Annotated in this window: 20 protein-coding genes; 4 read left to right on the top strand and 16 right to left on the bottom strand. The window is 43.4% G+C overall.

Features of this window, described 5'->3' with window-relative positions:
• Window positions 1–46 precede the first annotated feature (46 nt).
• The 5 genes from MHB85_RS14700 to MHB85_RS14680 form a co-directional block, all read right to left on the bottom strand.
• The gene (locus MHB85_RS14700; protein WP_181155404.1) at window positions 47–1,189 is read right to left on the bottom strand and encodes a DUF4309 domain-containing protein; all 1,143 of its coding nucleotides are present in this window, start codon (window positions 1,187–1,189) and stop codon (window positions 47–49) included.
• Window positions 1,190–1,483: 294 nt separating this feature from the next.
• On the bottom strand, window positions 1,484–2,617 hold the full coding sequence (locus MHB85_RS14695; RefSeq protein WP_105598692.1) for a serine hydrolase domain-containing protein: 1,134 nt from the start codon (window positions 2,615–2,617) through the stop codon (window positions 1,484–1,486).
• A gap of 231 nt (window positions 2,618–2,848) precedes the next feature.
• Window positions 2,849–3,433 carry a nitroreductase family protein gene (locus MHB85_RS14690; protein WP_091016346.1) on the bottom strand — a complete coding sequence of 195 codons (585 nt, stop codon included), beginning with the start codon at window positions 3,431–3,433 and terminating at the stop codon, window positions 2,849–2,851.
• Window positions 3,434–3,458: 25 nt separating this feature from the next.
• Complete coding sequence (locus tag MHB85_RS14685) at window positions 3,459–5,408, bottom strand: AraC family transcriptional regulator (RefSeq protein ID WP_341073151.1); 1,950 nt, start codon at window positions 5,406–5,408, stop codon at window positions 3,459–3,461.
• Window positions 5,409–5,607: 199 nt separating this feature from the next.
• Complete coding sequence (locus tag MHB85_RS14680; RefSeq protein ID WP_017688524.1) at window positions 5,608–5,802, bottom strand: hypothetical protein; 195 nt, start codon at window positions 5,800–5,802, stop codon at window positions 5,608–5,610.
• Window positions 5,803–5,964: 162 nt separating this feature from the next.
• On the opposite strand from MHB85_RS14680, the gene MHB85_RS14675 reads away from it, so the two are divergent.
• The gene (locus MHB85_RS14675) at window positions 5,965–6,636 is read left to right on the top strand and encodes a cyclase family protein (protein WP_149846663.1); all 672 of its coding nucleotides are present in this window, start codon (window positions 5,965–5,967) and stop codon (window positions 6,634–6,636) included.
• A gap of 74 nt (window positions 6,637–6,710) precedes the next feature.
• Here MHB85_RS14675 and MHB85_RS14670 read toward each other — a convergent pair whose 3' ends face one another.
• A complete protein-coding gene (locus MHB85_RS14670) occupies window positions 6,711–7,583 on the bottom strand; it encodes a YitT family protein (protein ID WP_149846662.1) in 873 nt (290 codons plus the stop codon).
• A 90-nt stretch (window positions 7,584–7,673) separates the two neighbouring features.
• The gene (locus MHB85_RS14665) at window positions 7,674–8,030 is read right to left on the bottom strand and encodes a MerR family transcriptional regulator (RefSeq protein ID WP_149846661.1); all 357 of its coding nucleotides are present in this window, start codon (window positions 8,028–8,030) and stop codon (window positions 7,674–7,676) included.
• Window positions 8,031–8,141: 111 nt separating this feature from the next.
• On the opposite strand from MHB85_RS14665, the gene MHB85_RS14660 reads away from it, so the two are divergent.
• On the top strand, window positions 8,142–8,897 hold the full coding sequence (locus tag MHB85_RS14660) for an SDR family NAD(P)-dependent oxidoreductase (RefSeq protein ID WP_149846660.1): 756 nt from the start codon (window positions 8,142–8,144) through the stop codon (window positions 8,895–8,897).
• 84 nt (window positions 8,898–8,981) lie between these two features.
• Here MHB85_RS14660 and nspC read toward each other — a convergent pair whose 3' ends face one another.
• The 5 genes from nspC to MHB85_RS14635 all read right to left on the bottom strand — a co-directional run bounded on the left by nspC (window position 8,982) and on the right by MHB85_RS14635 (window position 14,664).
• Complete coding sequence (gene nspC, locus MHB85_RS14655; RefSeq protein ID WP_133384741.1) at window positions 8,982–10,109, bottom strand: carboxynorspermidine decarboxylase; 1,128 nt, start codon at window positions 10,107–10,109, stop codon at window positions 8,982–8,984.
• 1 nt (window position 10,110) lies between these two features.
• Window positions 10,111–11,349, bottom strand: a complete 1,239-nt coding sequence (locus MHB85_RS14650; RefSeq protein ID WP_017688530.1) for a saccharopine dehydrogenase family protein — start codon at window positions 11,347–11,349, stop codon at window positions 10,111–10,113.
• A gap of 698 nt (window positions 11,350–12,047) precedes the next feature.
• Window positions 12,048–12,185 (bottom strand): hypothetical protein, encoded by a 138-nt coding sequence (locus MHB85_RS14645; RefSeq protein ID WP_223199950.1) that lies wholly within the window; start codon window positions 12,183–12,185, stop codon window positions 12,048–12,050.
• A 113-nt stretch (window positions 12,186–12,298) separates the two neighbouring features.
• Window positions 12,299–13,552, bottom strand: coding sequence for a cytochrome P450 family protein (locus tag MHB85_RS14640; RefSeq protein WP_197997667.1), 1,254 nt, complete (start codon window positions 13,550–13,552; stop codon window positions 12,299–12,301).
• 218 nt (window positions 13,553–13,770) lie between these two features.
• On the bottom strand, window positions 13,771–14,664 hold the full coding sequence (locus tag MHB85_RS14635; protein WP_091016357.1) for a TetR/AcrR family transcriptional regulator: 894 nt from the start codon (window positions 14,662–14,664) through the stop codon (window positions 13,771–13,773).
• A gap of 249 nt (window positions 14,665–14,913) precedes the next feature.
• Here MHB85_RS14635 and MHB85_RS14630 point away from each other — a divergent pair, with 249 nt between their 5' ends.
• Together MHB85_RS14630 and MHB85_RS14625 are read left to right on the top strand one after the other, a co-directional pair.
• Window positions 14,914–15,546: a TetR/AcrR family transcriptional regulator gene (locus tag MHB85_RS14630; RefSeq protein WP_341073150.1), complete on the top strand. Its 633-nt coding sequence runs from the start codon at window positions 14,914–14,916 to the stop codon at window positions 15,544–15,546.
• A gap of 20 nt (window positions 15,547–15,566) precedes the next feature.
• Window positions 15,567–17,891, top strand: coding sequence for an MMPL family transporter (locus MHB85_RS14625; protein ID WP_149846659.1), 2,325 nt, complete (start codon window positions 15,567–15,569; stop codon window positions 17,889–17,891).
• Between the two features lie 107 nt (window positions 17,892–17,998).
• Here the strand turns inward: MHB85_RS14625 and MHB85_RS14620 are convergent, their stop codons facing one another.
• The 4 genes from MHB85_RS14620 to MHB85_RS14605 all read right to left on the bottom strand — a co-directional run bounded on the left by MHB85_RS14620 (window position 17,999) and on the right by MHB85_RS14605 (window position 24,547).
• Window positions 17,999–18,754 carry a gamma-glutamyl-gamma-aminobutyrate hydrolase family protein gene (locus MHB85_RS14620; RefSeq protein ID WP_149846658.1) on the bottom strand — a complete coding sequence of 252 codons (756 nt, stop codon included), beginning with the start codon at window positions 18,752–18,754 and terminating at the stop codon, window positions 17,999–18,001.
• A gap of 257 nt (window positions 18,755–19,011) precedes the next feature.
• Complete coding sequence (locus MHB85_RS14615) at window positions 19,012–20,997, bottom strand: methyl-accepting chemotaxis protein (RefSeq protein WP_181155402.1); 1,986 nt, start codon at window positions 20,995–20,997, stop codon at window positions 19,012–19,014.
• A 243-nt stretch (window positions 20,998–21,240) separates the two neighbouring features.
• Window positions 21,241–22,767: a response regulator gene (locus MHB85_RS14610; RefSeq protein ID WP_149846657.1), complete on the bottom strand. Its 1,527-nt coding sequence runs from the start codon at window positions 22,765–22,767 to the stop codon at window positions 21,241–21,243.
• Window positions 22,768–22,783: 16 nt separating this feature from the next.
• The gene (locus MHB85_RS14605; RefSeq protein ID WP_149846656.1) at window positions 22,784–24,547 is read right to left on the bottom strand and encodes a sensor histidine kinase; all 1,764 of its coding nucleotides are present in this window, start codon (window positions 24,545–24,547) and stop codon (window positions 22,784–22,786) included.
• Window positions 24,548–24,654 lie beyond the last annotated feature (107 nt).

Here is a 24,654-nt window from a genome sequence, read left to right as displayed (position 1 = left end):
TGTACATACCAATACGATATACTTTTTGTTTTTACGATGTTATACCTTAATATATACTCGTAAAATCAATCAAGTCCTCTTCTTCCTCATAAGTGAATACAATGGCGTGATTACCCAATTGGTATACCATCTCATAACCAACCACGACTTCATTGTAATATTCTGAGGAAGGTTTTCCCATCCATATTTTCACATTCCGTGGTGAAAGATTCTGCTTTTCATTGTACAAATCAAAAACGGCAATACGTGATTTATTGGTAAGCTCGTGCATGTATGAATCAAATCCGACGCCGAATTTAGAATAAAAATAGTACGCTCCCCATTCCCCGTTTGAACGAGAATTTGGTTTCCCCAACTTTTTTTGCGCATTTTGAAGCGTCATGCCAATCTTGATGTCCGTCCGACCTGGCAATACACCCTTTAAAGCGGCTTCCTTTAGGCTTTTCAGGTAAGCGCGATCGCCAACACCCGAGTTCGGCCAAGCATCTGAACGGAGGTTACGTGTATCTTCCAACTGCAATACCAATTTGTTCACATTCAGCTTAAACGTATCAACTCCATAGACAAATTGAAGGTTGTTGTAATTTTTGAACTGCACTCGGGCACCTGAAAGAGTACGGATTCCATCATCTCTGCTTGCAGAGTAGGAATCGTCTATTTTTTTTCCCTTATTATCGACATATGTTACACGGCGCAATTCCCCGGAACGAACAATATACGTTTTCACCTCATTGAAATTAGAAGTTCCCCAATCGGTGATCATCAGCATGTCTGGTGTACTAGCCTCTTTGCTTTTCACAACAAAGTTCCAGGTTTGAGGCAAAATAATCGTATTCAGATCCAGTTTTGCTGCCTGAACAGTTCCGTATGCTGCACCTTTTTTCAGCAAGGCCGCACGATACGTACCTGAATAGCTCTTATCGCCTTTTTTATTGTTGGTCCAACCATTTTCTTCGGTCAGTGTTCTCTTCTGTTCATCATAAGCGAAAATATAAACGGTGTAAGCCGTTTGTTTGGCATCACGAAGCGTAAATGAAAGCCGGCTCATACTTTCGAGCTGTTTGGCGGAGATTTGCTCTCCTTTGGCAGCAGCATTGGGTGGTAACAGAAGCAATGCGCTCAGAACATAGCCGATTAAGGTTAGTAGGGCCAGAGAAGCCCATTTTGATTGGTGCTTAGGGTGTATCATTGATGACTCTCCTTTGAATAAAAAAATAAACATCTAAAAGCTCATTTCTAATTTTGAATCGTGCATAATCTCAACATTTTAATAGATCTTGCTAGAGTGTACTTTTGATCAAACTATGTAATTAATATAGGTTTATATTCAATAAGCATATCCTCCTGCTAGTACTATTTTCCTAAGAATGATAACATACCCTTTCCAATAAAGAAATAACAATCTAATTAATAGATTTCGAATCATATAACATAAAAAGCCGCTATTTAGCGGCTCTTCAAGTAACTTCGAATACGATATGATTTATAGACAGGAGTAAACCACATTACGTAAGCGTCGTTGAACGTATGGTTCCTGACTATTCAGCAGGTGCTGTGCATACATGACTGTAAGCTCTGAATCCGGATCAATAATAGCCATACAGCCAGCAGCGCCGCTCCATCCAAATTCGCCAATTGGACTCAGTGAGCCGCTTCCTGCTTTGGAGATATGTGTGCGAACACCCAATCCATAGCCGTATCCATACATATGATCCCACGAATAATCAGCACGAGTCATCTCGTTCAGGTGGTCCGTTCGCATCAGTTCCACTGAAGCTTGTGACAGAATGCGCACGCCTTCGGGACTCGTACCATGCCCAGTAAGCGCGTTCAGAAAACGTGCATAATCGCTAACGGTTGACAATAATCCTGCACCACCGCTTTCCAGCTCCGTACCTACTCGGAATCCATTACCATCCATACGTACAGCCTTTTCAAGCTCATCGTTGTAAGCATACTGTGGAATCAGGCGCTTCTGCTGCTCATCGTTCAGATTGAATGCTGTATCGTTCATGCCAAGGGGTCCGGTGATTTCGTCCCGCAGATAGGTACCAAAGCGTTTGCCACTTACCACTTCCACCAAGGCTCCCAGCACATCATGGCACATGCTGTAATTCCAGTGTGTCCCTGGTTCAAATAACAACGGTTCTTTCGCAAGCGCTCTCGCGAAGTCGCGTGTTGGCAATGTTCCATCGGTGCTTTTTACAGCTTCTTGGATGCTTGGACAATCAACGTTATACGAGAACCCGGCAGTCATGGTGAACAAATCACGTACTGTAATGGCTCTTGTCGCCTTTTCCAGTCGGATCTCCCCGTTCGCCATCGTTTTTTTCACCGTCATCTCAGCGTACTCTGGCAGATAATCAGACAAGGGATCGCTTAACAGCATTTCCCCTTTCTCCACCAGTTGCAGCCCTGCCACGCAAGTCATGATTTTGGTCATGGAGTATAGATTGAAGATCGCTCCATCACCGATAGGTGTTTTCTCTTCCAGATTGGCGTATCCATTACGATAATGGAAAACGGTATCATTTCGATGCATCACCAGCACCTCTGCCCACGGTATACGCCAGGATGTAATGCGGTCGATAAATGAAGCAAGCGGTTTAAAGTCCATTTTTTCCCGTCCTTCTATGTAAAATCGTTTATCATATTGCGATGTGGTCCATATTCAATCCCACAATCGACATAGTAATAATATACGACCTTTTACAACGATTGACCACCACCTAAATGGCCTCAACCATCCATTTATTGACCGCCGAATTTGTATTTCACTTCGTTCATGATTTGGCAGGCAGTGTGAGATAACATTAATCAGAAACAGTTTGAACTCCTCAATGTCTTACTACTGTACTTCTGCTATTGCCGTGGAGACAAAGGTCATCAATTCTTCTACGGGTGTGCGAGGACGAGGTTTTGGAACCTTGTTTGTATCAAAATACCCCAGATGAAGTGTGCCAATGATTCTCTCCCCTGCTTTTACACCTGTCTTGGCGTAGAAATCAGGGTCAAAATTATATTCATTCGTCTTCCACACTACGCCGATCTCCTGCTCCCATGCCAGGAGTTGAATATTTTGAATAAGGGCAGCACTAGCACCCACAGCATCTTCCCATACCCGTTGTCTCGGATCAGCCTCAATTACAACCAGCAGATGGGCTTGGATAGACTCACAGTAGTCTTTTTGCAGCTTCTCTGTCCAACGCTCCCGCTCATCTTTGGAAAACGTATGTAGCACTGCATCAGCAAATTGCTTCCGACCTTCCTCTACAAATAATATGAAGCGCCATGGCTCTTTGCGGGAATGAACAGGTGCCCACACGGCCGCTTCCAGCAAGTGCATGATCGTTTCTTTCGCCAGCGGTTTGCCGTTGAACTGACGAATGGTTCTTCGTTCACGAATAATCTTTTCCATTACAGACGTTTCCAAAAGGGGATCCTCCTGTCTTGTTTTCTTATTGGGTAAGGAAACTCACCGCTTCTTCTATAATCTTGCTCTGTCCAATGGGTCCTCCCGGACCTTGGAACCACAAACCGTAGTCAACGATGTAGACATTGTTGTTTTTAACAGCATTCAGGCTTTTCCACACTGCTGTTTTTTGCAATTCTGTCGTTTCATTCTCGTCTGATGACAACAGGAAAATATGATCCGGATTAATCGATGGTAACGACTCCATGGAGATTACTTTCATTGAATCTGTCGGGTCAGGTATGGATATAGGAGGTGTCAGGCCTAGATCGTCGTACAGAACCTCATAGTTTCTTTTACTGTAATAACGCACTTCTTTGTCGGATAAACGCAGGAACATCACGGTCTCGTCTCCGATGGATTGCTTGATTTTCTCACGGGCTTCTGCAGCCTTCTTTTCGTATTCTTCAATGACCTGTTTGGCCTGATCCGTCTTCCCTAACATATCTCCCATATGTAACAGGCTTGTCTTCATACGAATAATACCTTGCTCGTCCTGCAGCTTCTCTGCCAGCAAGGTAGGCGAAATTTTGCTGAGGCTGTCATAGGCATCACTCATGAAATCCTGACCGATAATCAGGTCTGGCTCTGCCGCCAATATGCTTTCGTAGTTGGGATCAACCTGCCAGCCCAGATTTTCTTTTCCTTGTAGTTGATCGGACAGGTAGGTAGGAAACTGATCACTCCCCTCCTCATTACTGGATGCTGCCTGGGGTACAATACCGAGTGCTAACAAATAGTCAGTTGCAGCCGGGAACAACGAAATAATATGCTCAGGATCACCTTTGATGACCGTTTCTCCCCAGGGATGTTTAACAACACGCTCCTGTACTGCTGATTCAGTGGATTGCGCGACTTCGGTAGTTGGAGCATTGTTACCGCTTGTTCCATTACTGCTTGTTGCTGAACTGCCCTGAGAAGGGGAACAGGCTGATATTAATAATGTAAGACTGAGCATCAAAAGCAATGCAACGGGTTTTCTCGATCTCATAGATGTAAGTGATTCTCCTTTGGGTTTGTATTGATAATAATTATCATCAATAGGATCATAACCGCGATGCATAGGACTGACAATGGACAATTCTGATTCTTTGATAGCATTATTCTGACCGGTTGGCAGGGCGATACATTTTTGTTTGAACCGACCTGGTGAAAGGCCAACATGCTTTTTAAATAAACGATTAAAATAGATCACATCCGGAATGCCGATTGCCTCGGCAATCTTCTGAAGAGATGCATCTGTGTGCAACAGCAGCTCCTTGGCTTTGTACATCCGTATCCGAGTTAAATAGGTAATCAGACTGCTGCCTGTCTCTTTCTTGAACGTTCTCGACAGATGCCCTGCACTGCAATCCAGAAGTTCTGCGAGCGGATCGACCATAACGGGCAACATGTAGTTCTCTTGAAGATAACGAACGGCTTGAGCTACCAGATCGGGCTTGGCAGTCTCAATCCCTTGTGCACTTAACTGCCTCATTAATTCATTAATAAATTGATAAAATAACGTCTTTACCTGAAATTTCGAGAACACATCCGTCCGTTCCCAATGTTGCTCTATTCTTTGGACTTTATCATATAAGTCCATGGGATAGCCTGGGGCGAAAGCATATTGCAGATGAAACGGGACATGTTGCCTGAGCAGAGCTTGATTCTCACGAGTATTGGATAACGACAAATTAGCCCGATAAAATATCAAATAAAATTCAAATGAATCCTCGTTCAGGGAGATATTCATCCATACCCCTTTGCCTCCATGCAAGACTTGCATCTGATCAATCACGTACATCGTGTCATCCAGCTTAATCGTTGCATTGCCTCTTACGGTGTATATAAAACCGCTAACCGGAAATCGGTAGGCATAGATTGATTCGTCAGCGCCCACTACGACGTGACGCACATCCCATATTTTAATGGTGGCTAGATTCCATAACTTCACATGCTCTTCTACGTGCATCTCTTCCTTCACCTTCCACAACCCATTAAGTTAGCAAAACATCCGCAAAATCAGCAGATATTTTCACTTTTCTACATTCTATCGATAATCATTCTCAACCACAACATATATCTTTCTCTTCAATAAAATGCTTCGCACGAATAAGCCGATCCAATAAAGGATCAGCTTATGTTGTAACGTTTTAGACTTCGCCGCGTCTGTTCTCAACCGATTTCATACGATTTTGGTCATCTGGCACTCGGTCAACACTGAACTCTTGACCAGCTTCAACCTCACCATGACCTGAAATATTTCGGGAAAAATTAGTGAACTGTCTTTTTTGTTCATCCAGTTCATGTTTTTGCTTCAAAAGCTCTTGCGGGTCCTGTTTTGTCACTATGCTAACCTCCCATAGAATCATGCTTTTTAATCACACTACAGAAGTTTTCCATAATAGAGCTGTGCTTATGCATGAAATACCGATTCCTTTCATAATATGAGTCCATACATTCACCAATCATGATATAGAACCTGTGTGACATAAAGGAGAGAACAACAGATGAAGCGGATCCTCTTGTCCTACCCTCTTAGTGTAAATACTCCCGTTTATAAAGATAATCCTCCTGTTGAGATTCAGCAGCAGTCCAGCATAGATCAAGGAGATCTGTATAACCAATTTATTATCACATCTCTCAACCATAATGGAACTCATATTGACGGGCCTTGGCATTTCAATCCGCAAGGTCTAAAAATAAGCGAGATTCCCATAGACTACTTTATCTTTACTCATCCAACAATCCTCGATATTCCCAAAGGTGACGATGAACTTATTACAAAAGCTGACCTGGAGCCGTATGAACACCAGATCGCTGGCTCTGATCTTCTGCTCATACGTACAGGTTTTGGAAAGTTTCGGTCATCTGACCCTGTTCGTTATAGTGATCATAACCCAGGGTTTGCAGCAGATGCTGCAAGTTACTTGATGGTTTTTGATTCATTGAGAGCAGTTGGAATGGATATGATCTCTTCTGGCTCTGTGATTCATGTGGATGAGGCTATCACTTTTCATCAGATTATGCTTGGGAAAGGTCGGGTTGATGGCAAGTTCATTCTACTTATAGAGGATATGAATTTAAACCATGACTTATCTGGAATTGAAAAGGTATATGCTGTTCCATTATATATTGAAGGTGTTGACAGTAGCTTCAGTACAGTTTTTACTGAAGCTTGATTTTTTTTATACACATATGGTAAAACAAAAACGCGCTGGCAAGAGTATTTCTCCTGTCAGCGCGTTTTTGTATGTTAGTGTATATCTTTCTTTTTGAAATTGCCGCCTCTGACTTCTGCTACATCATATACGACTACAAAAGCAGTTGGGTCAATTTCGTGAATGATATCTTTAATTTTACTCTCTTCCATCCGGTTAATGACACAAGTAATTTCTTTGAATTGCTCATTAGAATAGCCACCGTAAGCCTCGGTATATGTTGCTCCACGGCCTAAGCGGTCCCGAATGGTTTCAACCATAATCTCAGGTTGATTCGTAATAATTTTAAACGTTTTGGAGCCGCTCAAGCCCTCTTCAACAATATGTATTACTTTAGAAGCAATGAAATACGCAAGTCCTGACAAGATCGCACCTTGCAGACCAAACACGGTAGAAACGACAATAAATACAAACATGTTGAGGAACAGAATGAGATCACTGGTTCCAAAAGGGACTTTTCGCGAAAGGAGTACAGCCAGCATATCTATGCCATCCAATGCGCCACCATTACGTAATGCAAGTCCCATACCAAAACCGATAATAATCCCGCCGACAACCGTAACAAGCAAGGTATCACCTTCAATGATGGTTGGTACATGGTGCATCAGACTGGTGCTGATTGCGAGTGAAGCAATACCGATGATCGAATATAACGCAAAGCTTTTTCCGATTTGCTTGTACCCTAGCCACACAAATGGAATGTTAATAATCCCGATGAGTATCCCCAGTGGTAATCCGAACAGTTGTGATCCTACGATACTCAGACCTGTGACACCACCATCTGAGACATTATTCGGGATCAATATGGCTTCGAGACCATATGCCGTTATAAATCCCCCAATGATAATCAATAATACTTTGGAGAGAATCTTTAACTTATTTGACTTTTGTTTCCTGATTTGATGCATTGCATTTCCCCCTTGATGAACAACCGATAAAAAACAGTCTATAATAAAAATCACTGTTTTGGCAATAGATCGTCATTTGTGTGTGTTAGTTCATTGTCCGATGAGCGTTCGATACGTCGAAATTTTATGCTCAAGCATCTCATCTGCTGTGTTAAGGATGTGCATCTGTTTTTGAATCGACTCTTTATGCTCCTCCAGTAGCTTCAAACGATCCGCCGCCGTATGCTCCCCTTCCTGAAACAAGGACGCATACTTCTTAATGGTAGCAATGGGCATCTGAGTCTCTTTTAATTTAATTACAAATTGTAGCCATTTCAGGTGTGACTCGTTGTACCGCCTGTCTCCACTCGCATCTCGGAGAGGAGTTACAATCTGTTCCTTCTCATAATAACGCAACGTATGTGCACTGATATGGAGTAATTCTGCCACTTCACCAATGGTATGCATGGTTAACCTCCCCTCCATTTTCCCGCTTGACTTAGAGTAAGCTCTAATCAGTATAATCAACTCGTGGTCACATCACAATAAATAATGAAATCAGATCCAGGAGGAATTCCCATGAAATACACAGTGATTACCGGTGCCAGTTCAGGCATTGGATATGAAGCGGCTTTAGCTTTTGCAGCTCGTGGCAAAAATATAATCCTGGCAGCACGCAGAACCGATGAATTGGACAAATTAAAAGCAAAAGTAGCTGAAATCAATCCTGATCTGGATATTGTCATTCGTACAGTGGATCTGTCCATTGCCGCTAATGTGCATGAATTCTATGAGAGTCTTCAGGCTTACTCCATTGAGACGTGGATTAACAATGCAGGATTCGGGAATTTTGCTTCCGTTGGCGAACAACACCTGCCCAAGATTGAGCAGATGCTTCATCTTAATATAGAAGCTCTTACGATTCTTTCTTCCCTGTATGTACGTGATTATGCAAACGTTGATGGCACACAGATCATTAATATTTCCTCTGGTGGAGGATATACGATTGTAGCCGATGCAGTAACCTACTGCGCAACTAAGTTCTATGTAAGTGCCTTTACGGAAGGGCTTGCGCAAGAGTTAAAGGGCAAGAACGCAGCAATGCAAGCCAAAGTTCTCGCTCCGGCTGCAACCGAGACCGAGTTTGCGAAACATTCCTTTAATGTAGACGAGTTTGAGTATGAAGGCAGAGTTCCCAAGTTCCATACGGCGGAACAAATGGCTGGATTTTTGCTGGAGTTGTATGACAGTGAAAGTGTAGTCGGCATTGTGGACGGGTTGACGTATGACTTTGAACTAAGAGAACCGATCTTTTCATACGCTTCAAGACGTTAAACATTAGTTAACGTTAAAAAGGGAACCTGTCTCCAGGTTCCCTTCTTTGTATTTATATTCAATGCTTACTATATAATGAAGTAATTATGCCAGCCTCATTTTGAAATCCTGATATCCGAATTCGCGGACAACTTCGCAATCGCCGTCTTTTCTTTTAACAGCAATCGCTGGAAGCGGCATGCCGTTGAACGTGTTGGTTTTCACCATGGAGTAAATCGCCATGTCTTCGAATACCAGACGGTCGCCTTCTTGCAAAGGCTGATCGAATGAATAATCCCCAATCACGTCACCAGACAGACAGGTTTGTCCACCTAGGCGATACAGATGAGCCTTCTCACCCACTTCTCCCGAACCGATCAGCGGCGGGCGATATGGCATTTCCAGCACATCCGGCATATGACACGTAGCTGAAGTATCCAGAATAGCGATGTCCATACCGTTTTTATGGAAGTCCAGCACAGAGGTCACCAGATAACCCGCGTTCAGCGCAACAGCTTCTCCCGGCTCCAGATATACTTCCAGGCCATAATCGTTCTGCATACGCTTGATGCATGCTTCCAGTCTTGGAATATCATAATCTTCACGTGTGATATGGTGTCCACCACCGAAGTTGATCCATTCCATTTGTGGCAGCCATTGTCCGAACTTCTCAACAACTGCGTTCAGCGTAGTCTCCAGATCATCTGAATTTTGCTGACACAGTGTGTGGAAGTGTAGTCCGGAGACACCTTCCAACAGATCTGCTTGGAAATCTTCTTGTTTCGCGCCAAAACGCGAACCCGGAGAACACGGATCGTAGATCTCGTGTCCTTCTTGGGTAGAGCATTCTGGATTGACGCGCAAGCCGACCTTACGGCCAGCCTGAAGCGCCTTATCCTTAAATTTTGCAAGCTGTGAAAAAGAATTGAAAATAATGTGGTCGCAGATGGAGAGAATCTCGTCGATCTCTTCTGCGCGGTATGCCGGAGCAAAGACATGATTCTCTTTGCCCATTTCCTCGTGGCCCAGGCGTGCTTCATACAAACCACTCGCCGTAGCTCCGCTCAGGTATTCTCCAATCAGCGGGTACATCGCAGTCATGGAAAATGCTTTTTGAGCGAGCACGATTTTGGCACCTGTACGTTGCATAACACCGTTCAGGATTTTCAGGTTTCTCTCGATAAGCGCCTCGTCAACAACAAAACATGGTGTCGGTAATTGCTCGAACCGCATTTTAACGAACTAGCTCCGATTCTTTAACTTCTTCTGGCAGCTCATCAACGAGTACCGGGTTGAAGTCTTCTACCCATGGGAGGCCCCATTTGTTCAACTCTTCCATGAATGGATCCGGGTTGAACTCTTCTACATTGTATACGCCTGGTTTGTTCCATTTGCCTGTCATGACCATTGCTGCACCAATCATAGCTGGAACGCCTGTTGTGTAAGAGATCGCTTGGGAACCCACTTCTTTGTAACACTCTTGGTGATCACAGATATTGTAAACATAATATGTTTTGTCTTGACCATCTTTTTTACCTTTGAAAATACAACCGATATTTGTTTTACCTACAGTACGTGGTCCAAGGGATGCTGGATCAGGCAGTACTGCTTTCAGGAACTGCAGTGGAATAATTTGTTTACCTTCATATTCAATAGGCTCGATTGAAGTCATACCTACATTTTCAAGAGCTTTCAAGTGAGTCAGGTAGCTTTGACCAAATGTCATGAAGAAACGGATACGTTTCAGACCTGGCATGTTTTTTGCCAAAGATTCCAATTCCTCATGGTACAACAGGTACATGTCTTTCTCGCCAACTTCTTTGAAGTCGTAGACACGTTTGATTTCCATCGGCTTCGTTTCGATCCATTCACCATTTTCCCAGTATCTACCGTTGGCAGATACTTCGCGAATGTTGATCTCAGGGTTGAAGTTGGTTGCGAACGGATAGCCGTGGTCGCCGCCATTGCAGTCCAGAATGTCGATGTACTCAATTTCGTCGAAGTAGTGCTTCAGGGCATAAGCGGAGAATACGCCTGTCACGCCTGGATCAAATCCACTACCGAGCAATGCAGTGATGCCTGCTTGTTCAAAACGCTCTTTGTAATCCCATTGCCAGCTGTATTCGAACTTCGCTGTATCATGTGGCTCATAGTTCGCTGTGTCCATGTAATTTGTTTTAGTTGCAAGGCAAGCATCCATGATTGTCAGATCTTGATACGGCAAAGCAAGGTTCATAACGATATCCGGTTTAACTTCGTTGATCAGAGCGATCAGTTCGTCAACATTGTCAGCATCTACTTGTGCTGTTGTAATTTTTGTTTTTCCGCCGTCCAGCTTGGCTTTGAGTTCATCACATTTGGATTTTGTACGACTCGCGATGCAGATTTCCTCAAAAACTTCACTGTTTTGAACGCATTTGTGTACTGCCACGGAAGCAACGCCGCCGGCGCCGATGATTAGTGCTTTTCCCATTTTACATTCTCCTATCCCAATATGTATTTTTTTTAATTGGTTTAATTTGTTTGATACAGTAACGACAACAAGACAACAAAAAAAGCAAGGTGAAAAATGCCCGCAATCGCGCACCATCACACTTGCTTATCGATATACATCATAAAAAAGACGTGAAGTCTCCATGACCAAAAAAGTTCACAAGAACTCCTTTGGCGGAAAGCTCCTTCATGTATATCAATATTGGATCAGAGTCTATATAGCAAATAATTCGCCTTTACCACTCTTATTGACCGTTTCACAAGTTGATGTGCAATTGCACTGGTTGTAAAGTAACCAACTTATAAAATTTGAGCTTTGAACTCAATCAATAAAGCAACGTAAGTTGCCAATCGGCGTTTGACCCGGCTGTCCGTATGGCCTTAACTTCCTGGTGAAGTGGTCAAAATTATCTGCTGGAAAGCTCTAATTCATATTGATAAATTAACTTCCCAAAATCACAGGTCTTACACTATCAGACGTTGAAAAAAAAATCAAGCAATAATTAAAAATTATTTTTTTGTCCGAACGAGGACTAAGAAAGAAATTGATATCCTTCGAATACTTTCAAGCCTTCTGCGCTCAGTAATTCCCCCACTACTTCAGGCTTTTGAGGACTTTTCTCAAACACTTCTTCACACGCGATCATGATGTTGCTGCCAGCAATTTCCGCTAACTGATCATGGGCCGAATGGTTCGTTTCCTTCTTTGCGAGCTTGCAAAGCAATCTCAATGGCTTTATGCATGAATAGTTCATCTTTATTCATAAAGTTTACCTCCACAACAAAATTTATGTACTCAATTTTATGTTTTTGCATTAGCATGTTCACTCCATTGGAATGCTTCTTGTTCATACCGTTCTATCATCATTATAAATAAAGAGTATGACGACAATTCGTCATACTCCAGTGAGACACACTAAATTTATCTATTAAAATTTTACTGGTAATGATGCCAATCCCTCAGATAATAGTGAGTAGTGCCAATGAATCTCTTCCGGAGGAACACGAAGCTGAAGACCAGGAAGTCGACTTAATAGCGTAGTAAACGCTACGTCTCCCTCCACACGGGCAAGTGGAGCACCAAGACACATATGAATACCATGGCCAAAGGCCAAATGCCGTTTTATTTTGCGCTCAAGATCCAGTTCTTCAGGTTGGTTAAACTGTAACTCGTCCCGATTCGCTGATTTCAAAAGAGGAATCACAACATCTCCTTTTTTAATCCGTTGTCCATCCAGCTCCGTGTCCTGCGTTGCATATCGAGGACCTGACGAAGTCGCGGGGCCGTTATATCGTAACAACTCCTCCACCGCAGAAGGAACCAGATTCAAATCTTGTTTAAGTTGTTCCAGTTGTTCGGGATGTGTCAGAAGTAGATAAGAGCCGGTCGCAATCAGATTCGACGTTGTCTCATGTCCAGCAAATATTAATAACGTGATCATGGATATTAATTCATCTTCATTCAGTCGATCCCCCTCCTCCTCGATCACAATTAATTGACTGATGAGGTCATCGGAAGGTTCCACTCGTTTGTTCGCCACAAGCTGAGCCGTGTATTCTGCGAATGATCGCAAATGCTGCGCTACTTCAGGATCTTGTTTACCGAAACCGAGACCTTTCGCAATGGCTTCAGACCATACATGGATCTGAGGTCGGTCTTCCTGAGGTACACCGAGCATTTCGGATATGACGTTAATTGGGAAAGGGTAGGCATAGTCTTTTACAAGATCCATCTCTCCTTTTCCTTCAAATTGATCAATTAATTCATCGGCAATTTCCTGGACACGCGGACGCAGGCTTTCCATATATCTTGGAGTGAATGCTTTGGACACCAGGCTACGCAGTCTTCGGTGATCCGGTTCATCAACAAAGAGCATCGACTTTCCGGTAAAAAAAGTCTGGGGTTCCGATGAACCAAGATCGTCTGAGAGATTCTTTCGAATATCATTGCCATTATCGATAGAGTTCATATCTACCGTAAATCGAGAGTGGTCTTTCAACACTTCCATGGCAACGTCCATCCGAGTTATAATCCAGGTTTGCTCTGCTCCACCCATTGGATTGGGAACAGGAACAACGGAGCCTCTGGATCGCATCTGTTTAAACATGGCAAATTGATCTTTAACATTTTCTTCACTAAACAAATTGAATTCTGATTTTTCCGATGTTTGGTTATTATTCATTGAAATCTTCCTTTCTTAGTGAAGTTATTGAAATCTATGGAAATATATGTTCATTTCGATTATATACTACTCGTATATTTAATTTCAAATTCCGTAGTTTAAACTGCAACATTCAACTGTTATAACAACAATTAATTAATGTACTAATAGTATATTAATAATAACTTCAAGCATAAAAAAAACAAAAAAAGAGGTTGGCTTTGGGGCCAACCTCCAAATTAATTATGGTGCTTCACAAGTTCCAAATACCACCAGCAGGCTTCGGTTAGTCTATTGGCTTCGGAGTGAAATGCACTTGATTTGTACTCTTTGTGAAATGCTTGAAGGACAACTTCGATTACAGGAATATTTAAATCCTCTTTATCCTGTAATAACGCCAAAAGTCCCTTGGAAAGTTGCTTTAATGATGTAGATTCCTTGGATTTTTGAACAATCTTGTTGAACTCATCCAATTCCTCCAACAGCTTGTCGATATCGAGACCATGATCATGGTTACGCTCATCGGCATTCAGAAAATAAAGAGACTGAACGTCAAAAATATGTTCATTTCTTTGGTGCATTGTTCTTAATATCACTTCGATGTACGTTAATACTTTTGGAACAACTTCGCTCCAAACCGGTTTTTGAGTATTTAGACTTCTTGAGGTGTTGGCAATCTGATGTAGTATGCCATAGCACAATATTGCACCTTCGTTGGCGTATAAGCTGATGTCTTTTCCATACACCTGAATCAAGCGTGTAGACAGCCAGTTTAGATGCACTTTAGCCAGTTTAGCTGAGTTGATCTCTCCGGCGTAAAAACCAGTCCAATACAATTCCCACACTCGCTCTTTGTCAGGTCCAGACATGGGAATGGCAATCTGATCAACAAGCAGAGCATAATCCGAAGTATAATGATTTTGTTCAAGTTCCTTGCGAATGAAAACATCCTCCTGCATACGCTGATCAATAATCGAATATAAACAGTCTTCTTTCGAACTGAAGAATTTGTAGAATGTACCTTTGGATACACCTGATTGATCCAGGATCATCTGGATTGTTGTATTTGCATAGCTATGCTCTAAAAATAGTGCAAGTGCTGTTTCCAATAAACTTTGTTTACGACTACTCATTTTCCATCATCGCCCCAGGTTTTTATCTGATTTTAACATTCATTCCTCAGGAGTTGAAGCATTGGTTCATAGTATAGCCGTCATATAAAATATTTGCACAATGGGTAAATTTGCACAATGAGCAACTTGTTGTTATGATAAACCTCACAAAGTGCATATTCAGTAAGTGTGCTCTTCTTAAAAAAAACAAACCATAGTCATTGGTATTGGAGGTGAACGCATAAGCGGAGAATAATGATCAAACGAAACTTGCGACATTTGAAGAAAGAAGCAACTGAAAAAGCACTTGCTAGTGCTGCATTTGAACTTACCCTTGAACATGGGCTTGATGGCTTTACGGTCGAAGATATTGTGCATCAGGTGGGTTGTTCACGTAGAACATTTGCTAACTACTTCACATGTAAAGAAGAAGCTGTAGCAAGAGGCGCAATATCCGTTCAGAATACAACGGAACTCGAAGAGTTACTTACCAAAATGCCCGACAACGTCTCCTTGCTTGACGTACTGTATAACCTGATCAAGATGCAGCTTACAACAGAACTAATTGGAAGACTTCATCAGTTGCTCTCACTATCCCAGACTTATCCCGTACTTGAACCGCATTACCTTGGAGCCATGCACCGGATGCAGACGCAGGCACAAGATACCTTATTAGACTTATCTAACGGGAAGTATGACGAGATCTATACTTATCTTTTGATCAACGCACTATATGGAACAATACTGCCATTAATTGATGGAAGACTTAATGTGTTACTACCCGGACAAGTCATTACTGAGGATACCAAGCCCGGTGCTTTAACATTCGATCAATTTTTGGAAACGACGTTTAGTCATTTGCGGGCGGGATTCGAACATGCCAACCATCCACATTCATCATAGAGGGAGTGTAAAATAGAGAAATGTCTACATTATTATACAGAGTGGGGAAAACCGCTTTTAGCAAACCTGCAACCTTCATCATTGGCTGGGTTTTAATTCTGGGAATTGTCATCTCCATGATCAGCATCAATGGTATTCACATCAGTTCTGAAATGAAGATTGAAGGCACAGAGTCGCAGAAGGTTCTGGATCAATTAGCAAAAGAATTGCCAGCCGCCTCCGGCGGTCAAGGAAGTGTTGTATTCAAGGCACCGGACAACGAGCGTTTGGATACGCCTGAACGTTTGGCTGCCATGATGAAAGGTGTTAATGAAGTTTACGCATTAGACAAAGTCCTTAACCCTGCCGATTATGCAGCTGAAGCGAGTAATTCAGGGGCTTCTGCAGAGATTGCTCAGAATGCTCAGTCTGCGGGTGCAGCTCAATCCGCAACAACCACGCCTCCTCCCTATGGACCTTTGATGGTGGATGGTGTTCCTGTACCTGGTATGCTGATCTCTTCAGACGGTAGTATTGCACTGTTCCAGTTCCAATTTACAATCGAGCAGTCTGCCATCACGCAGGATATATTTGATTCCGTTATTCAATCCGTTATGACGGTAGAGAAAGGAACCAACATTACGGTCTTGCCAGGCGAAACGCTCAAAGCGGTATCGATTGGGGTCGGCTCCGCAGAGATTGTTGGACTGGTCATTGCTGTAATCGTATTGTTGATCACCCTCGGCTCCGTCGTTGCAGCAGGTCTGCCTCTGATCACTGCATTACTGGGTGTTGCGATCGGAGTAGGTGGAGCATTCTCAATCTCCAAATTCATCGAAATGCCAAGTGTCACTTCCGTCCTGGCTCTCATGGTTGGATTGGCTGTTGGAATCGATTACGCTCTCTTCATTGTTAATCGTCAACGTCGAATGATCATTGATCAAGGCTTGAGCGCAAAAGAAGCAACAGCCAGAGCCATTGGTACATCGGGCAGCGCAGTATTTTTTGCCGGGTTAACCGTCATTATTGCACTGTGCGGTATGCTTGTCATCGGTCTCACATTCTTGTCTACGATGGCTTTGGTCGCAGCTGCCACCGTGCTCATCAACGTATTCGTTGCTTTAACCCTGTTGCCGGCTTTGCTGGGATTGGTAGGAGAACGCATCTGTTCCGCCAAAGCTCGTGAGAAAAGCAAGAAACATCCTAAAGCCGCTAGTCACGGAGTTGCGGATAGATGGGTGAAATTCATTATCAAGAATCGTTGGGCTATCATTATCGCGATTATCGTTATTCTTGGTTTTGCCGCGACACCTATCACCAAAATGGAAATGGGTATCCCTGGCGCTTCCTCAGCGAATCTCGATACGGACGCAAGACAGAGCTATGATGCTATCTCGGAAGGCTTCGGAGAAGGATTCAACGGACCACTTATTCTGGTCGCAGAGCCTAATCAATCTTCTGCAAAAGTCACGCCGGAACTCTTGGGTGGTCTGATGATGGAGCTGCAAGATCAGAATAACGTAGCACAGGTTACACCGCTTGGTATGACAGAAGATTTGGCTATCTTTAGTCTCATTCCAAAAACAGGTCCTAACGATACGCTCACTAAAACAATGGTCAGTGATCTGCGCTCGGCTGATTCGAGTATCGCACAGACCTATGATGTGAAGCTTGGGGTTACTGGTCTTACGGCTGTTAACATTGATATGTCTGCCAAATTGGCGCAGGTATTCCCTATTTATGTAGGCATTATAATCCTGCTATCGCTGATCATCCTGTTACTTGTATTCCGTTCGATCATCGTTCCTATCAAAGCTACAATTGGCTTCCTGCTTAGTATCCTGGCCACATTCGGGATTACGACTGCTGTATTCCAATGGGGTTGGCTGCATTCGCTCTTTGGTTTCGATACTGGCGGCCCGTTGCTGAGCTTTATGCCGATCATCGTGACAGGTATTTTGTATGGCCTCGCGATGGACTATCAAGTCTTCCTTGTTAGCTCTATGCGGGAATCATATGTCCACGGTCATCGCGGGACCGAATCCGTCGTTCATGGGTACAATCAGGTCAGTCGTGTGGTTGTTGCCGCAGCAGTGATCATGGTCTCTGTATTTGCAGGATTTATATTCACTGATGATGTCATGATCAAGCAGATTGGTTTCACCTTGGCGGTAGGCATTCTGATTGATGCTTTCATCATCCGTATGGGCTTGGTTCCAGCCATCATGGCTATTTTCGGAGATAAAGCTTGGGCACTTCCGAAATGGCTGGATCGCATTCTGCCAAATCTGGATGTTGAAGGCGAGAAGCTGATTGCTTCCCTGAATGCTGAAGAGCATGCGAACACGAAGTCTGGATTAAAATAATCCTGCCAATAGAAGGGTAATACCAGGATTACTATTACGACTATATTCACCAATACTAAGACCTCCTCTGTTTTTATAAACAGGAGGTCTTTTTTCTTTTTCACATTTTATGCGATGATGTCTTCAATATGGATAGTATAGCGTGGGGATTTAGCAGCATGAACAAACGCCGCAAATAACTTCTGACTGTAGTCATCTACTTTATAGCTGTACTCTGGATGCCACTGCACAGCCAAAACAAATGAACGGTTTGGCATGACCACGGATTCAACGAGTCCATCTTCAGCGACTGCCACGGCAGTTAACTTATCCGATAACATCTTGAGTCCCTGATGGTGGTAGCTGTTCACTTTTATCGTATCGGTTTGCAAAATATCGTATAGGATATTATTTTCCTCGATATGTACATCATGTACAAGATCTGTATACGGCGGACTTTGCTTATGATTAACGATCTTGTTCCCATGAAGTTGAAGGTTAGTCGGAATGTCTTGATATAACGTTCCACCCAACATAACGTTAAATAGCTGTAGTCCACGGCATATGCCAAACGCAGGCTTATCTAGCTCAATTACCTTTTGTAATAATATCGACTCCATCATATCGCGTTCAATACACAACTCTCCACAGGTAACCTCAGCATGCTCATGATACAGCTCAGGATTGAGATCATGTCCCCCGGTGAACAGGAACCCATCGAACTGATTAGCCAACGTTGCTATGATCTCGGTATCCGTTGTCAAAGGCAGCATAATTGGAATCCCACCTGCTCCTTCTATGGCGTTCATATAATCTGGAAGCATCCAGTAACTTTTTTTGTCCGTATCATACAAAGGCAGTACACCGATCATGGGCTTTTTCATGGCTTTACCTCCCAGCTTTTCATTCATTTTATCAGATCTCTTCATATATAAATTCACTGAATTATTGCATTATCCTACCTCCATCATCTACGAACCCGTTTCATAAGGAATGTTGGAAAGGATATGAGGAGGAGGAGTGCTCAAGTGATCACATTCTTACTAATCTCTCTAAATGCAAAAAGGCGCTCCATTTGGGGAGCGCCTGGTGCTTTACATATCTCTTTACATATTTCCTTACACATTTACTTACTTCTACTCTAGAGCTTAAACCGGCGAACCAATTCTTGCATGTTCTCAGCTGTTTTGGATAGCTGTGCAGATGATGCGGATATCTCCTGCATTGCCGCCATTTGCTCTTGGGCTGCTGCTGAAGTTGTCTGAGCACTGTCAGCCGACACTTTAGAGATGTGACTCATCGTGGCAACTGTAGCCGAGACTTCTTCCGTACTGGCTGACAACTGTTCGGAGACAGCGGAAATATCCTGAATTTGATCCACGATATGTGTTGTATACTGTTCAATATTCGATATGGTTGCTGAAGCTTCTTGGCTGATCCGGATTCCTTCACCAACTTGATTACGAACTTTATCATTCATAAGAGACGTGGATTTGGCAATCAGATCAAGCATTTTACCAATGGTAGCGCCAATCTCGTCCGCACTTTGTTTGGATTGCATCGATAACGTTCGTACCTCGCCTGCAACGACAGCAAAACCTTTTCCATGCTCTCCTGCTCTTGATGCTTCAATAGAGGCATTCAGTGATAGAAGATTGGTTTGCCGAGAGATATCCGCGATCGCTTCATTCATTCGATTGGCTTCGGCAGACAGACTGGACAGCTCATTAATCAATGCCGAGGTTTCTTCAACAGCTCCGAGAATATGTTCCATTTGTTCTCCGACCTGGTTAATGGTTTTGCCACCATTAGCAACAGCGCGCTCCGTCTCTTCAGCCGAATCTACAATCGCACTCGCAGATTCTGCAATTGTACTGATGCCTCTCGCCATCTCTTCGACTGCATTTGCTGTCTGTTCCGAATTTTCCGCTCCAACGATAGCTGACTCCGCAGTCTGTTGCATGGTTACAGCCACATGTTGTACCGATTGGGTCGTTTGTTCTGTACTCTCCTGAATCATCTGAGAAGAGTGACTTAACAACGATGACGTCTGATGAAGTTCGGCAACCACCGATTGAAGTGAAATGGTCATCTGGTCAAAATCATTGGCCAATATGCCAAATTCATTTTCAGTTTTAAGATTAACCCGTTCGGACAGATTCCCTTCGCTTACGCTGCGAGTGGCCTTTCGCAGTTTTTGCATAGGTACGATAAAAGATCTCAGGATGAAGAAAATAATTACACCAGCAATCAATACAGATATCGCAATGACGGTTAAACTCGATACCATGATGGGCTTCGCTGCGGCGATAAAGTCTTCATGGCCCATTAAAGCAATGACATTCCAACCCGTCAAAGCATTAACACCGTTATATACCTCCAGATCATACGCCAGATCCGTTCTGACAAATTGGGAAAATGCCATCGGTTCATCGGAACTTGAAGCCGTATTTGGATGGACTGGAATTCCCTCGATGAGTGCTCCGCCAAGCTCTCCTCCCCCACCGTTTACAATGGCACCGGACCAAGCCACGATGGTTCGATTGGAGTCCACCACAATCAGACTCCCATTACCTCCGACATCCACAATCGATATTTCATTTGCTAATCGCTCCAGATCAAGTTTAATACTTGCTACACCTTGTTCATTTGACAGAGCTTTTGAAATCTCTACATAAATCTTCCCGGATACCGAATCTTTCATAATACTCGAAAAATAGAGTGATCCATTGTTACTTATACCATTGGTGTACCATTCTGTGCTGCGTGGATCATATGTTGCATCCTCAATTGCTGGAGAAGATATAACACTGCCTTGGTCGTTGCCTACGGTTATGGCAATAATATCAGGGTATGTATCAGCTAACTGGTCGATTCCTACTTGTATTACTTCATTGTTCGCCTGACTGGGATCGGAGCCATACATGCTGTCTATGTAACTCAACATTTCTGCTTTTTCCCCTACCAGATTGTTAATATGCTGTCCTGTCATCGTTAAAATTGTATTAATGGGATCTGTCATTTTTTGTTGCACCTGATCTTTGGCACTATGATACGAGAAATAACCGATAAGTGCAGTTGGGACAATAAGCACCGCAAGGAAAGCTGCAATGAGTCTAGTACTCATTAATCGTAAACCAGCTCCTCCTTTCTTATAAAATGACCTTTTTTTCTTTTTCTTTTCCAAAGTGAATCTTCCTCTCTTTATCCATTTTTGGTAGAATCAATCGGCAAGTAAACGCAAAAAAACCCATGTATATGCACACCCAAAGAAACTTTGAGCATGTATATACATAGGTATTGCCTGAATAAATTCAGTAACAAGCCGTATTTGTTTCGTATTATAACATAAATAAAAAGGGTTTGTTAGCTATGATTGGTTCTTTATACCAGACATCTGTTGTTTATAATCCGTAGGACTTAGCCCCGTATACTCTTTGAACACCTTCGAGAAATAGTGCTGATCGCTAAATGACAACAAATCGGATACTTCCTTAAACTTCATGTCGGGTTGACTTTCCATCAGTCTGACTGCCTCCTGAATGCGAAGCCGGGTGTAATACTGAACAAACGTAATTTGTGTTGCATTTTTGATCACTCTGCTGACGTACGACGGGCTAATATGAAACTTCATGGCAATGTCGTTGATAGATAATTGAGAGTATTTATTTAGTTTTACGTAATCGTCAATCTGTTCGAACAGGATCGCCTTGCTTTTTCGAACGTGGGATTGCAGCATATCGAAGCACTGTCCCGTCCATTCCGCCAGTTCCCTGCAAAAATCGGCATAGGACTGTGCCTGGGCGAATTGTCTTGACCGAAGCTCCAGACCCAATCTCATGCCCGACCCCTGTTCCTCGTACAGATGAGCAAACGTGTCTACGACCAAACCAATAAACCGATCCACCTCGGTCATATGTACATTATCCTCTGCCCATCGATTCAGCAATTCGGATAACTTAAGAGCAAACCGTTCTTTCTGCCGAGCCTGTATCATCTGTACAAAAGCAGATTCCTGCACCGGATCCAGACAGCCTGTCTCAGATCTGGCCATCGACACCGGATTACCGGTATCCAGCACTATTCCTTGTTTCAACCGTTGCTGCTCAGACAAAATGGACGACATGCGGTGATAGAGCTCCGGCAGATTACCAGACTCAGCGAATAGAAGTTGTCCTCCAATGATCGCATCGATGTCATGCGCAACCAAATGCCGTCGCATCGATTCAAGGCACTCATGTACGGAAGAGTACACCTCAAGTGCACTCTTATTGACAAAAGCGATAAATTGATATGGGGTTTGACTAGTGTAAACACGACAAGGATGGAATGCAAAAAAATCCTGCACTATGCGCTCAAGTTCCACCTGCACCCATCGTTCATGCCCTGCGGTAAAAGGCTGTTTGCTCATAATAATCATCATCTGGCTGAATAAAGGCGGAAACTCCTCCCCTTGTTTGGGCGTAGTCTCACCTTGGGGATGAATGATTTCCTGCAAATCCAGCAGTTCCTTGGACATCTGTTGATCAAGTTGATCAATTACCCGACCCATGACTTCTTCAAGCGCCTCTCGCTCGACAGGTTTTAACAAATAGTCAAACACTTGCAGGTTCAATGCTTTTCTTGTGTATTCAAAATCGCTATAACCGCTAATCAAGATAACCTTCAGATCCGGGTTGGCAAGCTTGGCTTGCTCAATCAGGGACAGCCCATCCATTTTCGGCATTCGTATATCTGTCAACAGCAGATCAATCGGTGACTGCTTTATCGCTGCCAAGGCTTCCTCTCCATTCGTTGCCGTAGCCGTTACACGAATTGGGAAGCTCAGCGTCTCCAAGAGCATTTTAATATTACGTAATATCGGTTTGCTATCCTCAACGATCATCGCGTTATACATCGCCTATACCTCCTTGCTAGTAAAAATCCTTCATCAGTGAGCCGATGATTTGAATCGTTGCTCCATGTTGCTCTTCCGCATGATTGTTAAATATATTAATAAAGAGCCGGTTGTTATACATTAGTTTGAGTCGATTGACACTGTTGATAATCCCCATGTTACCAAGGGCTGTTCCACGATTGGCAGTCTGGTTCATTCCAGAACCCGATGCCTGAATATTGGCTAAAATCTCCTGGATCTTATCCGGTGGAAAGCCCTCTCCGTTATCTTTGATCTCCAAAGCCCATAATCCGTTATATTGCTTCACGGTAATCTGGATACGCCAAGGCGGCGTAGTGTTGGCAAAGGCATGTTCAATGCAGTTTTCCACAAACGGCTGAATGACCAACCGCGGCAACCTGATATCGTTCGCCAGCTCGTCAGCACTGATGTCCCACTCCAGATCCTCTTCGTACTTTTGTTGTACAAGGGACAGATAATGTCTCGTATGTTGAAGCTCCTCAGCCAAAGTTACATGCGCGTATGGTGAAGAGACAATATAACGCAGACTGTCCGAAAGATGTTTGCACATATCCGATACAACTTTGGTCTTTCCCTCTTGGGCGGCTATACTGATCAGGTATAAGACATTATGAATAAAATGAGGTGCAATCTGGGCTTGCAGCGCCGAATTACGTGCCTTTACTTCTTCATGAAGCGCCGACTTTTCCCGGTCAATCGATTGCTGCAGCCTCTCCATCAGATCCTGAAAGGCTTCATTCAACAATGAGAGATCGTTATTCTTCGGCGTTTCATCCACTTTCAGATTCATATTGCTATAGTTCATGCGCCAGATCTGACCACGTAGCTTGCGGATAGGCAGCAGCAGGTTACGTGTCGACAGGAAGATATACACAAACGAAACCAGCATCAGTGCTGTAATCAGCAGAATGGACATCGTCTGAACCGAATGGATCGAACCCAGAACAGATTTTTTGGGCGTTATGATATACGTGATCCAGCCTGTACTGGGTGATGTGGAATGCGTGATATAATTGTCGTTTTTGTCCACATCCAGTCCCTCGTCTGATGAAGGCTTTGTCCAATTGGCAAATGTCACACCCGTTTCCGAGCCGGTCATCTGCTCCCCTTGTTCATTCAGAATATAGACATCGCCAGCGGTAATGCCCTCCGTCAGATTCTGTATATAGGCCTGTTCCATCTGGATGCTAAGATAACCGTACACCTTGCCGTTCTGATCATTGATCGTGCGCACAAAGGAGATCGTATCGTCTTGACGCAGCAGAACAAAACCACTTTCCGTCCAATCTCGTCCGACCTGACTACTCTCCATCATGGTGTTCAATATTGCGGGAGGATTGCCCGAACCCAGATATGTTGTCAGGAGAACACCATGATTGTCGTAGATGGACATGTCTTTGATATTCATACTCGGCCCGATGGCCTGAAACATAATGTCTTTGAGGATCCGAATCTGTTTCAGCCTTTCATAATTACTATGCGCAGAGGAGCTCTTGTCCATGGCTGCAAATATATTTTTGCTGGATAATATTCGCTGCGACATCTGGTTCTGTTGTTCTACGTAGAGATCCACTTGCTCTCTTACCTTCGTAGCTGTAACGAGCGTATCCTGCTCTGTTTTCAGTTTGAGCGGGCGGACAACAATCACATTCACATAAACGATAAAACAGCCCAGCACGAACAAAAGCAGAGCCAGAAATGTCAAAAACACCTTTGTCTGCAAACTGAATTGAGTTGCTTTATGTATGAGCTTTGCCATTCTCAGAGATGCCCTCCTGTTCTGACATGATGTGAAATCCCTTATATTCATGTCTACTCTATCACGGTATTTCATGAAATGATAGCGATTTCAAGTTCAGGATTTTA

The organism is Paenibacillus sp. FSL K6-4396 (assembly GCF_038002525.1).
Lineage (GTDB): Bacteria > Bacillota > Bacilli > Paenibacillales > Paenibacillaceae > Paenibacillus > Paenibacillus amylolyticus_B.
The sequence above is the reverse complement of the archived record's forward strand: the minus strand, read 5'-3'. Positions and strand labels throughout refer to the sequence as shown.